This window comes from Nonomuraea sp. NPDC049784, from assembly GCF_040659615.1.
Taxonomy (GTDB): Bacteria; Actinomycetota; Actinomycetes; order Streptosporangiales; family Streptosporangiaceae; genus Nonomuraea.
In genome coordinates, this window is record NZ_JBFAMX010000339.1 from 1 (window position 1) to 10,763 (window position 10,763).

Below are 10,763 nucleotides of genomic sequence, written 5' to 3' on the forward strand. Positions count from 1 at the left end.
CTGGGCGAGGTCGGCGCGCAGCCGGGCCCGGAACCGGTGCTTGGCCAGGGTCCGCCCGGCCCAGACGTTGAAGAAGTAGGCGCGGCGGCGGTTGGGCAGCGCGTTCCACAGCCACACCCGGCCGAGCAGCTTGAGCACGGGCCACTGCTTGGACCCCTCGTCGTCCCTGGTGGAGGCGCTGCCGTACGAGACGAGCGCGCCACCGGGCGCGAGGAGGCGCCAGGAGTCGACGACGCTGCGGCCGCCGACGTGGTCGAAGACGGCGTCCACCCCGCCGGGGGCGAGCTCGCGGACGCGTGTGGCGACGTCCTCGGTGCGGTAGTCGACCGGGACGACGCCGCGTTCCCGCAGGGCGTCGTGGTGGCGCGCGGACGCTGTGCCGATCACCTTCACGCCCGCGGCCTGCGCCAGCTGGACCAGGACCGAGCCGACGCCGCCGTTGGCGCCGTGCACCAGAATGGTCTGCCCCGTGCGGATCCGTGCCTTGCGGTGCAGCATCTGCCATGCGGTGATGCCATTGACCACCACGGTCTCCGCCTCCGCCGCGCCGACCCCGTCGGGCACCTCCACCACGTCCGCCGCGTCGACGATCACATGGCTGGCCCAGCCGCCGACCTTGACCAGCGCGGCCACCCGGGTGCCGGCCAGGCCCGGCTCGACGCCCTCACCGGTGGCCAGCACCGTGCCGACCAGGTCGTAGCCGGGCACGAACGGGAACGCCGGCTGGTCGTAGTAGCGGCCGCGGCGCATCTGCTGCTCGGCGAAGGAGACCCCGGTCGCCTCCACCCGGATCAGCACCTGACCCGGGCCCGCGACGGGGACGGCTCCGTGCCGGATCTGAAGCCCTTCCGGCTGCACCTTGCCCGGCAGGACGACCTCGACAAGTCCTTCGGCGTTCATGACGACCTCCACTTCGTGGCGCATTGAGTTACGACTTCTCGCTTTCGTTAGAAGTTGTAACGTGACCGCATGGGGAGTGTCAATAGGTTTCGTGATAGCCTCTAACTAAATCTTGAGGCTGTAACCAGACGGATGCCGGAAGGTGGCAGGCCATGGCGGAAGCGGGCACGAAGGCCCCGCGCGAGCGCTACCGCACTCAGGTGCGCGCGGAGATCAAGGAACACGCGTGGGAGCAGATCGCCACGGCGGGGGCGTCCGCGCTCTCCCTCAACGCGATCGCCAAGCAGATGGGCATGAGCGGGCCCGCGCTCTACCGGTACTTCGCCAGCCGTGACGAGCTGATCACCGAGCTCATCAGGGACGCGTACCGAAGCCTCGCCGACACCTTCCGCGCGGCCTCCAAGCCCGGCCCGGAGGCCGCCGCGCTGGCTCACGCGCTGCGCAAGTGGGCGCTTGACGACCCTCAGCGGTACTTCCTCATCTACGGCACACCCGTCCCCGGTTACCACGCGCCCGACGACATCACCGCGATCGCGTCCGAGATCATGACGACTTTGCTCGACGCCTGCGCCGCGCTGCCCTCCGGCAGCTCCGCGACGCCGTTCGACGCGCACCTCGAAGGCCACCGGCAGTGGGCGGACGGCCACCCCGCCCCGACCGCGGCCCTCCGCCGGGCCCTGGCCTTCTGGACCCGGTTGCACGGCGTCCTGTCCCTGGAACTCGCCGGCCAATTCACCGGGATGGGATTCGACCCCGCGCTGCTCTTCACCGCCGAATTGGACGACCTGCTGGTCCGCTGACCACGCCCTGCGGCGGGAGACAGCGGTGACAGCGATGGAGATCACGCCACAGCCGTGACAGTACGGTGTCGCGAGCCCCGGAGACCCTGGTCGGCATGTACGCACTACCGACCATTCGCGTCATCGGCTCGGTCCCCGAGGAACTGGCTGAGACAAAAGCCACCAACGACCGCATGGAGAAGCTGTTCGACAGCCAGGTCCCCCTGCACATTCAGGACGATTCGGCCGCAGAAACGCGCCGGTTCGCCCCCGGGCTTTCCGCGGCCGTTCCGATGCCCGAGGCGAGCCGGCGCATCGTGACCGCGCCGGACGGACGCTGGGCCACGACCTGGCCCAGCGCGCCCGGCACGCCGAGACGCGCCATTAGCTCAGCGACGCCGGCCGGGCCTCCCGCCCATGAGATCAGCCCGAGCCGTCAGCGGCCGCCGCGCGGGTGGTCACCCGCTGGTCGTGTGCCCGTGGTTCCGGCGCTGGACGTACAGGCGATCGCCCTCCGGGCCGGTCCATTCCAGCCCTACGACACCGGGCACTGCGGCGTCGGCGACGCGTGACGGGTCGGCCCAGTAGCCGAAGTTGGGGTTGCGGAAGAACGTCGCCCACAACTGGCCGCTGCGGTCCACGAAGAAGTTGTTGTGGCCGGCGCCGACACCCGCGGTCCACCGCTTGGAATACGGCCCCTCGAAATTGTCCGAGACGGCGACGATCGCGTCGTACTGGTACTGCGTGCGGCCGGGGCCGGGCGGGTCGTAGGCGTACCGGGTGCTGCCGTCGGGATTGGCCGACGTTCGGTTCCACGCGGCCTGGAGGAGGTAGTACTTGCCCCCGTGCTTGAACACGTACGCGCCTTCGAGATACGGCTCGGGCGAGTAGGGCATCTGCTGGAACTGCGGGAGGTTGCTCGTCGTGACGATGTCCTCCATGTCGTCCCGGAACTTCGCGTACAGGTGGTTGTGCAGCACAAGCCACGCGTCGTCGCCCTCGGTGTAGAGGCTGCCGTCGATGTGGTGGTAGGCGCCGGGCTCGATGAAGTTGGGCCCGCCGATGAAGGAGTCGCCGAAGGGTTTGTCGAAGTTGCCCTCGACGAGCCGGTACGGGCCCTCGATCCCGCCCTCGCTCACAAGCATGAACGAACCGACCTTCCGGGAGTGGTCGCCCATGCACGCGACGATGTACCACGTGCCGCGGAAGTAGTGCACTTCCGGGGCCCAGGCCTGGCCCCGCTTGCCGAACCGGTCGTCGTACCAGTACTCCTGCCAGGGAGCGACGACCTTGTGGCCGGGCCGGTTCTCGCCGACGAACTCGGGTGACCACACCTTGCCCTTCTCGGCGCCGGGCCGGATGCCGGTGGTGTCGACCAGCTTCCACGGCCCCCGCAGGGACGGGGACACCCACACGAAGATGCCGTCGTTCCACGGGCCGGCCGCGTCGAGCCCGGGCACCCGGGTGGTGCCCGTGGCGACGTAGATCGGACGGCCATCGACGACGAAGCAGTTGACGTAGGTGTCCCGCATCCAGACCCGGCCGCGCTCCTCGTCACGGGGGCGCAGCTCGAGCGGGAGGATGAAGGAGTTGTCCTCACGTGGCCACAGGTCCAGCCGGGTGTCGGCGAGGCCGTAGGGCTCGAGGCCGGGCCAGTTCGACGGGTACCGCCGCATCGACGCGACCTCCGTCGGCGCCGCCTGCGCAGCGGTCGCGGGCAGTGCCGCCACTCCCAAAAAGCCGGCGAAGCCGGCCAGCAAAGACCTTCGCTCGACGTACGACCCATTATCGGAACTCATCAGTCACGTTCTCCCACCTCGGCGCCTGCCGAGCTCGCTCCTGCCGAGCGGCCCGTTCATGCCGCGGCAGGTGGAGGACGAGCGCCTTGCGCCTTTGCCGCAACTGGGCGAAAGGGCCGCCGCTGTGCCGTATGCGGAGAGTCTGCCGAAGTCGATCAAATTTCGTCAATAGCCCGGAATAAATCCCTCGCGGACCCCGTGAGCCGGTCGCGGCAGGCGAAACCGCACGTCAAATGTCTGCGCACGTGAACGGGGGCGCCGACAGCTGGGACGTCCGTTTGGAGGGCGTATGCGGGGTATGGCTCATCGCCTGCGGTCCTGCGAAGCGAGAGCGTTATGAACATGATCGACCAGGTCACGGCCGCGGCCTACCGCATACCGACCGACCAGCCGGAAGGCGACGGAACCTTCGCCTGGCAGGCGACCACGCTGGTCGTCGCCACAGTTACGGCCGCGGGCGCGACGGGGACCGGATGGACGTACGCGCCTGCCGCCGCGGCCTCGCTGATCTCCGAGACGCTCGCCGAGACGGTGACCGGCGCCGACGCCGCCGACATCCCCGCCCACTGGGCACGGATGACCCGCCAGGTGCGCAACGCCGGGCGGCCGGGTGTCGCAGGGTACGCCATCTCGGCCGTTGACGTAGCTCTGTGGGACCTCAAGGCGCGCCTGCTCGACCTGCCGCTCGTCCGTCTCTTCGGCGCGGCGCGCGAGCATGTCCCGCTGTACGGTTCGGGCGGCTTCACCACCTACGACGACGACGCCACCACGGGCCAGCTCAGCCACTGGGTGCACGGACAGGGCATCGGCCGCGTCAAAATCAAGATCGGCGAATCGTCCGGCACGCAACCCGGCCGCGACCTGCGCCGCGTGGCGCTGAGCCGCCGCGTCATCGGCGAGGCAGCCGAGCTGTACGTCGACGCCAACGGTGGCTACACCGCCAAGCAGGCCATCCGCATGGCCGAGAGGATGAGCGAACACGACGTGAGCTGGTTCGAAGAACCGGTCTCCTCCGACGACCTGCCCGGTCTGAGACTGGTGCGCGAGCACTGCCGGGCCGACGTGGCCGCCGGGGAGTACGGCTGCGACCTGGCCTACTTCACCCGCATGTGCCAGGCGCAGGCCGTGGACTGCCTCCAGATCGACGCCACCCGCTGCGGCGGCTACACCGGCTGGTTCGCCGCCGCGGCCATCGCCGCCGGCCACAACCTGCAGGTCTCCGCGCATTGCGCCCCCAATCTGCACATTCCAGCCGCAGCCGCCACCGCCAACCTGCGCCACATCGAGTGGTTCCATGACCACCAGCGCATCGAGTCCGAACTCTTCGACGGGGCTGCCCACCCGGCAGGCGGCCTGGTCCAGCCGCATACCGACGCCCCCGGCCATGGACTCGTGCTCCGCGCCGGCGCCGCCGAATGCCACCGTGTGGCCTAGCGGTATGGGCAGTGCCGTCCCCACGCTGTCGCGCATGTGCGGCATGCCGACGCTTGGGGCTGAAGCATTTGGAGAAAATGTTGCCCTGGCGCGGGAGTGCTGGTGTGACGCGCGGGCAGGGGTTTCGCATCCACACCTCCACAATCCACACGAAACGAGGAAGGTGGTGTGCGACATGGCCGAACGTCCAACCCATCCCACATACGACATGGGCCAGCACCCTGATATTGCGGCCCTGCGCGCTCGCTACGACCTGGCCGCACAGAGCCGGTCAGGACAGTCCGTCAGCGGACTGGCCTTTCTGAGCGGCCTCTATCTCGCCATCTCACCATGGGTGGTGGGTTTCTTCGGGCGCACCACGCTGACCGTCAACAATCTGGTCACCGGCATCGCGCTCGCGCTGCTGGCGGCCGGGATTTCCTCGGCCTACGGCCGGATTCACGGACTGGCGTGGGTCGTCCCGATCATCGGGATTTGGACGATCATCGCCCCGTGGGTGCTGCCCCCGCACGGGGCCAGCGTCGGCATGATCATCAGCAACGTCGTCACGGGGGCAGTCATCACCGCATGTGGCCTGGCCACCGTCACGCTCGGCACGATGTCCACACATCGGGGTTGATCCCCGGCAGCTGCCGCGGGTCCTGAGCTCGAGCGACGCTTCAAACGCGGTCGTAGAGGTCTGACCTCGTTCCGGTGGCGGTCGCGATGTCGTAGCGGTAGACCTCGCGGCCGCCGATGAGGACGGGCACCGCGCGGCTCATCACATCGAGCGGGTCGCCCGACCACCGCACCACGTCGCCGTCGAGGCCGGGCTCCAACGTGCCCACGCGGTCGTCCAGCCCCGAGAATCGCGGCCGGATTGGCGGTGATGGCGCGCAGCGCGGTCTCGCGGTACAGGCCCTCCTTGACCGCCGGCGCCGCCTGGTGGACGAGGAACTGGACGGGGACGCAGCAGTGGTCGGACGCGATGGCGATCTCCACGCCCGCGCCGGCCAGGATGCCGGGGCCGCGCAGCGTCCGGTGGCGTAGCTCGCCCTTGGCGCGGGTGCCGATCAGCGATCCGGTGATCACGGGGATGCGGCGGTCCGGCCGGCGCGCCGCCTACGGCTTGGGCCGAGCGCGGGTTGGGAACCGCCAAGGTCAGGCGCGCCGGATCGTGATGTCGCCGTCGTGGCTGCGGGCGCGAATCTCGGCCGTTTCGTCGAACCCGTCCGGGCTGTCGCGGGGGTCCAGGGAGTTGAGCAGCCTGCCATTGGCCGTGCTCACGTCGAGCAACGCGGCGGTGCCCTGCCGGATGCCGACCTCAAGGTCGCCCGACGTGCTCGTCAGAACGACGGAGCCGCGCGCGACCTCGCCTATCCGCACACTGCCGTACACGTTCTTCGCCTCGACGCCACCGTGGGCGCGGTTGACCTCCATGTCGCCGTTGGTGCCGATCAACCGCAGGTCGCCGGTCACCTCGCCGATGTAGCACTCCCCGTCGTCGTTCCTGATCGTCGCGGTGCCGCCCATCTCCTGGATCCTGATCTCGCCGGACGCGCTGGTGATCTCGGCGTGGCCGGTCGCGCGGTCCACGGCGATCTCGCCGCTGTCGCTGGTCAGACGGACCGTGCCGGCCTGATCGAGACGGATGTCGCCGTAGTCGGTCCGCAGACGGCAGTCTCCCAACCGGCCGGTGCAGTGGAACTCGCCGGACATCGCCTCGCCCTGCACGTGGGAGCCCGACGGCAGCTCAATCGTCACCCGGGCCGATTCGTCCCAGTTTCCGAGTAGGCGGGTCAACCCCGCCAGTCCCCAGCTCTGGCTGTTCCCGGCGGCGCCTGCGTACCGGGATGGTTGTGCGCCTTTGACGACCAGCTTGCCGCCCGCGTAGCCGATCTGGACCGCGGCCGCCCCCTCCTCGCCGTCGCCCGGCCGCACATCGATCACGGTGTCGGTGCGGTCGCTCGCGATGATCCTGACGTCGCCGCCGGGCAGATCGATGCTGACCGAGATCGGCTCGGGCGTGTCGAACGTGGGCATGAAAACCCTCCTTGATGGTTGGCGTACGTCCGGGCCTCAGCCGACCCAGCCGGTGTAGTGGCGCCCGCTCGACGAGGCCCGCCGTGCCGACCGCCGCCCGCCGGACTCGAACGTGGCCGCGACGGCGCGGACGAGCCAGGTGTTGACCGACAGGCCCTCCTGCCGGGCGGCCTCCTCGACCTGGCCCTTCAGGTGCTCCGGGAGGCGAAAGCTGATCCGGGCCGTGCCGCCTTCCTTGCCTTCCGGCGCACCCGCCGGCTGGACGTCCGCGTCGGGCGGCTCGGCAAACCCGCCGTCGTCCTCGCGGACGTCATCGTCGAACGGCTGACCTGCAGGGGATCGCGTCAGGACGAAGTCGGGATCGCCGCGGCGCAGGCGAACCTCCACCGAACCAGGCGCGAGATCACGCGTGATCTCGTCGGCGGCCGCCGACAGGACCTCCAGCAGGACGAGCCGGACCGATGACTCCAGGGGCGAGACGAGCCGTTCGGCGAGGGCGCGTGCGTCCTCGCCGCCGGCCTCCGCGGCTACCGCGAGGTCCCGTCGGAGTCTGTCGACGTACGGCTTGAGATCCATGATGCCACTATGGCGTCAAAGTGACGTCAACGCAAGCCTGATTGGCGCTGATGACGCCATCTTGGCATCACTTGGGCAAGCACTCCATCTTGCACGCCCGATCGGCAGTCCTGCAGGTCACGGGCCGGAAGTTGGGGCGGCGCAGCATGTACAGACCCGCGTCACCGGCCCCGCTTGGACATCGCTCTCCTCCTGGAACGGCCACGTGCCTGTGCGCGCCGGCTCGATGGCCGGGATCGCGGCGAGCCGGCGTGGCATGGAGACGCCGAGGACGGGCAGGCGGGCAGACGGGACAGCCAGGCGATGAACAGCGGCTGGAAGATCACGACGATCGCGCCGTTGACGGTGATGAGCAGCCCGTACAGGGACGCGGGCAGGCCGTTGGCGGCCAGGGCCAGGGGCAGCGCGTACGAGGCCTGGGCGTAGAGGAGCAGGCCGATCAGCAGGAACAGCAGCGCGGCCAGGAGCACCCGGTCGCGTGCCGCGATCGCGAAACCGTTGCGCGCCGGCTTCTGGCCTGACCTGTCGTGTCCTCGTGGGATGCCGACTGCCACGATCACGGCGAAGGCGACGCTGGTGGCCACGTCCAGGGTGACCAGGAGCCAGAATCCGTGCGCGAGCAGCAGTCCGGCGACGGCGCCCGCGGATCATCACTCCGATACGTTTGGCATATGGTGACGGTCCCTACGGAATCCCCTCAAGCCGTGCATACTGCGCCTACCCGGCTGGCGTGGCTGGATGCGTTGCGGGGAGTCGGGGCGCTGGCGGTCGTGGGCGAGCACCTGACGACCTGGGCCATGCCCTGGTTACGCCCCACCTCGTTCAACCTGGGCGTGTACGGCGTCTTGGTCTTCTTCCTGGTCAGCGGATACATCATCCCGGCCTCGCTGGAACGCCGGGGCGGCGTGCGGACGTTCTGGATCGGTCGCCTCTTCCGCCTCTATCCGCTCTACCTCGCGGTCATCGGCGTGGTGCTGGCTCTGTCCTGGTGGATCCCCGTACGCGAGGAGGTGCCCAGGGACGCCGCGTCGGTGGCCGCGCACGCGACGATGCTGATGGACACGGTCGGCGTGGCCGGCGTGCTGAACACCATGTGGACGTTGTCGTATGAGATGGTCTTCTACCTGCTGGTGGCCGCGCTGTTCGTGACCGGCGTGCGTGACCGCCGCGCCCTGCTGCCGGTTCTGTTCGGGCTGATCTGCGCCGTCACCGCCCTGACCCTGTCCGGCGCGCCGCTGTCGGGCGGGTGGCTGGCCTGGCTGTCGTTCGCGGTGTTCGTCGCCGGGCTGGTGTGCGTGATCTCCGGACGCGCGATCACGGCGGCGTCATGCGCGCTGGGCGTCATGGGGCTGGCCCTGGTCCTGTTGAGCAGCCGCGTTCCGTGGTTCGCCGCCGCGATCCTCGCGGTCATGTTCACCGGTACGGCGATACGCCGGTGGGAGCGCGGCGATGGTTGGCTGTGGCCGGTAGCCATCGTCACGCTGCTGGTGGCCTCGACTCCGCTTTGGGCGATCAACGCCGGCTGGTGGTGGGTCCAGCCGGACGTGTGGAGCCTGACCATCGTTCTGGCAGGCGCCACCTTCGCCGCTGCCATGGCCGGGCGAGCCCGTCGCGTACCCGCCTTCCTCACCTGGCTCGGGACGATCAGCTACTCCCTCTACCTGGTGCACCTGCCGATCCTCCTCGTCGTCATGCGCCTGGCGGGGGAGATGCGCTGGTCACCGCTGCCCCTGCAGATCGGCATCAGCGTGCTCTTCCTCGGAGTGCTCCTCCCGGCCAGCTGGCTGAGCCACCGATTCATCGAGCGGCCTCTGCAGCGATTCGGCCGCCGGCGCCTCACCCTCGAGGCGCGTACATGATCACCAGGACGCCGGCCAGGCACAGCAGTGAGCCGATGACGTCCCAGCGGTCGGGACGGAAGCCGTCGGCGACCATGCCCCACACCAAGGAGCCGGCCACGAACACGCCGCCGTAGGCAGCGAGGATCCGGCCGAAGTGGGCGTCCGGCTGCAATGTCGCGACGAAGCCGTAAACCCCCAGCGCGATCACGCCTGCGCCGATCCAGAGCAGGCCGCGCTGCTCACGCACGCCCTGCCAGACCAGCCAAGCGCCACCGATCTCGAAGAGCGCGGCCACGGCGAACAGCACCAACGAACGAGCGATCGTCATAAGTCGCTATTGCACCAGGCTGAGCCGAAGGGTGCGGCGCCGGGGCCATGGGTCCGTCGTATGGAGGCCGTTGACGGCCGGGCTGCTCGTTCGTCATTATGAACGTACGCTCATGAACGAGCGTTCATAAGGGGAGCGACATGACGATCGTCAACACGCACCAAGCCGAGGCGTGGAACGGCTACGAGGGCAATCACTGGGCCGACCACCATGCTCGGTACGACGCCGTGAACAGCGGGTTCAACGACTACTTGCTGCAGAGCGTCCGGGAAGGGGATCGGGTGCTCGACGTGGGATGCGGCAACGGCCAGGTGAGCAGGCTGGCCGCCCGGCGCGCCCGGCGCGTCACCGGTGTCGACCTGTCGGCGCCCATGCTGAGCAGGGCCCGCGCCGCCGCGGCAGGGGAGGGTGTCGCCAACATCGACTTCGAGCAGGGCGACGCCCAAGTTCACCCCTTTCCCGCCGACTCCTACGATCTGGCCATCAGCCGCTTCGGGATCATGTTCTTCGCCGATCCGGTGGCCGCCTTCGCCAACATCGCCCGCGCCCTGCGACCGGGCGGTCGCGTGGCCTTCCTGAGCCTGCGTGAGATGGCCGACAACGACCTCGGCCCCGTGTTCACCGGCATGCTCGGCCACCTGCCAGCGCCCGAGCCAGCATCGGACGGAGAGGGACCGGCCTCACTGTCCGATCCGGGCCGGATCCACGAGGTGTTCACCGCGGCGGGCTTCACCGGCGTGACGGCGACCCCCGTCGAGGCGCCGCAGGTATGGGGCAGAGACGTCCAGGACGCCGCCGATTTCCTCGCCGCCTGGGGACCCGTCCGCTTCCTGCTCGATCGGGCCGATCCCGCCGCCACGTCCCGCGCCCGCGCCGCGCTCGCCGACGCTCTTCGCCCCTACGAGCAGGCCGATGCCGTACGGCTGCGCGGCGCCGCCTACCTGATCACGGCGACCCGCCCGTGACCGCCCGCAAGGCCGCCGCTCTGAGCGACGGCCAGACGCTGCCCGATCATCTCATCGCGACCGCCGAACGCCTGCTGGCCCGGCACGGCGCGGCCGGCCTGACGGTCCGGGCGATCGCC

Annotated in this window: 11 protein-coding genes and 1 pseudogene; 5 read left to right on the forward strand and 7 right to left on the reverse strand. The window is 69.6% G+C overall.

The window, feature by feature from the left end; genetic code table 11:
• Positions 1 to 900, reverse strand: a 900-nt coding sequence (locus AB0J09_RS41645; protein WP_360703763.1) for a medium chain dehydrogenase/reductase family protein, incomplete at its 3' end; no start/stop codon positions are given.
• A 152-nt stretch (positions 901 to 1,052) separates the two neighbouring features.
• On the opposite strand from AB0J09_RS41645, the gene AB0J09_RS41650 reads away from it, so the two are divergent.
• A complete protein-coding gene (locus AB0J09_RS41650; protein ID WP_360703766.1) occupies positions 1,053 to 1,700 on the forward strand; it encodes a TetR/AcrR family transcriptional regulator in 648 nt (215 codons plus the stop codon).
• A 437-nt stretch (positions 1,701 to 2,137) separates the two neighbouring features.
• Here AB0J09_RS41650 and AB0J09_RS41655 read toward each other — a convergent pair whose 3' ends face one another.
• The gene (locus tag AB0J09_RS41655; protein ID WP_360703769.1) at positions 2,138 to 3,478 is read right to left on the reverse strand and encodes a family 43 glycosylhydrolase; all 1,341 of its coding nucleotides are present in this window, start codon (positions 3,476 to 3,478) and stop codon (positions 2,138 to 2,140) included.
• A gap of 342 nt (positions 3,479 to 3,820) precedes the next feature.
• On the opposite strand from AB0J09_RS41655, the gene AB0J09_RS41660 reads away from it, so the two are divergent.
• Both AB0J09_RS41660 and AB0J09_RS41665 read left to right on the forward strand, forming a co-directional pair.
• Entirely contained in the window at positions 3,821 to 4,912 is a 1,092-nt protein-coding gene (locus tag AB0J09_RS41660; RefSeq protein WP_360703772.1) for an enolase C-terminal domain-like protein, read from the forward strand.
• A gap of 175 nt (positions 4,913 to 5,087) precedes the next feature.
• Positions 5,088 to 5,531 carry an SPW repeat protein gene (locus AB0J09_RS41665; protein ID WP_360703775.1) on the forward strand — a complete coding sequence of 148 codons (444 nt, stop codon included), beginning with the start codon at positions 5,088 to 5,090 and terminating at the stop codon, positions 5,529 to 5,531.
• A gap of 40 nt (positions 5,532 to 5,571) precedes the next feature.
• On the opposite strand, the pseudogene AB0J09_RS41670 reads toward AB0J09_RS41665, so the two are convergent.
• The 4 genes and pseudogenes from AB0J09_RS41670 to AB0J09_RS41685 form a co-directional block, all read right to left on the reverse strand.
• Positions 5,572 to 5,995 (reverse strand): annotated as a pseudogene (locus AB0J09_RS41670) (amidohydrolase family protein); the annotation flags it as partial.
• 57 nt (positions 5,996 to 6,052) lie between these two features.
• Positions 6,053 to 6,934 carry a DUF4097 family beta strand repeat-containing protein gene (locus AB0J09_RS41675; RefSeq protein WP_360703778.1) on the reverse strand — a complete coding sequence of 294 codons (882 nt, stop codon included), beginning with the start codon at positions 6,932 to 6,934 and terminating at the stop codon, positions 6,053 to 6,055.
• Positions 6,935 to 6,970: 36 nt separating this feature from the next.
• The gene (locus AB0J09_RS41680) at positions 6,971 to 7,510 is read right to left on the reverse strand and encodes a hypothetical protein (protein ID WP_360703781.1); all 540 of its coding nucleotides are present in this window, start codon (positions 7,508 to 7,510) and stop codon (positions 6,971 to 6,973) included.
• A gap of 161 nt (positions 7,511 to 7,671) precedes the next feature.
• On the reverse strand, positions 7,672 to 8,094 hold the full coding sequence (locus tag AB0J09_RS41685) for a hypothetical protein (RefSeq protein ID WP_360703784.1): 423 nt from the start codon (positions 8,092 to 8,094) through the stop codon (positions 7,672 to 7,674).
• A gap of 120 nt (positions 8,095 to 8,214) precedes the next feature.
• Between AB0J09_RS41685 and AB0J09_RS41690 the strand changes: the two genes are divergently transcribed.
• A complete protein-coding gene (locus AB0J09_RS41690) occupies positions 8,215 to 9,369 on the forward strand; it encodes an acyltransferase (RefSeq protein WP_360703787.1) in 1,155 nt (384 codons plus the stop codon).
• Here AB0J09_RS41690 and AB0J09_RS41695 read toward each other — a convergent pair.
• Positions 9,347 to 9,679: a YnfA family protein gene (locus AB0J09_RS41695; protein WP_360703789.1), complete on the reverse strand. Its 333-nt coding sequence runs from the start codon at positions 9,677 to 9,679 to the stop codon at positions 9,347 to 9,349. The genes AB0J09_RS41690 and AB0J09_RS41695 overlap by 23 nt on opposite strands.
• A gap of 140 nt (positions 9,680 to 9,819) precedes the next feature.
• Between AB0J09_RS41695 and AB0J09_RS41700 the strand changes: the two genes are divergently transcribed.
• The gene (locus AB0J09_RS41700; protein ID WP_360703792.1) at positions 9,820 to 10,644 is read left to right on the forward strand and encodes a class I SAM-dependent methyltransferase; all 825 of its coding nucleotides are present in this window, start codon (positions 9,820 to 9,822) and stop codon (positions 10,642 to 10,644) included.
• Positions 10,645 to 10,763: the final 119 nt, after the last annotated feature.

What these genes read in the sequence shown, in the direction of transcription:
- AB0J09_RS41700 (WP_360703792.1), top strand. Translation starts at nt 9,820, where the DNA reads ATGACGATCGTCAACACGCACCAAGCCGAGGCGTGGAACGGCTACGAG.
- AB0J09_RS41665 (WP_360703775.1), top strand. Translation starts at nt 5,088, where the DNA reads ATGGCCGAACGTCCAACCCATCCCACATACGACATGGGCCAGCACCCT.
- AB0J09_RS41655 (WP_360703769.1), bottom strand. Translation starts at nt 3,478, where the DNA reads ATGAGTTCCGATAATGGGTCGTACGTCGAGCGAAGGTCTTTGCTGGCC.
- AB0J09_RS41675 (WP_360703778.1), bottom strand. Translation starts at nt 6,934, where the DNA reads ATGCCCACGTTCGACACGCCCGAGCCGATCTCGGTCAGCATCGATCTG.
- AB0J09_RS41680 (WP_360703781.1), bottom strand. Translation starts at nt 7,510, where the DNA reads ATGGATCTCAAGCCGTACGTCGACAGACTCCGACGGGACCTCGCGGTA.
- AB0J09_RS41660 (WP_360703772.1), top strand. Translation starts at nt 3,821, where the DNA reads ATGATCGACCAGGTCACGGCCGCGGCCTACCGCATACCGACCGACCAG.
- AB0J09_RS41695 (WP_360703789.1), bottom strand. Translation starts at nt 9,679, where the DNA reads ATGACGATCGCTCGTTCGTTGGTGCTGTTCGCCGTGGCCGCGCTCTTC.
- AB0J09_RS41650 (WP_360703766.1), top strand. Translation starts at nt 1,053, where the DNA reads ATGGCGGAAGCGGGCACGAAGGCCCCGCGCGAGCGCTACCGCACTCAG.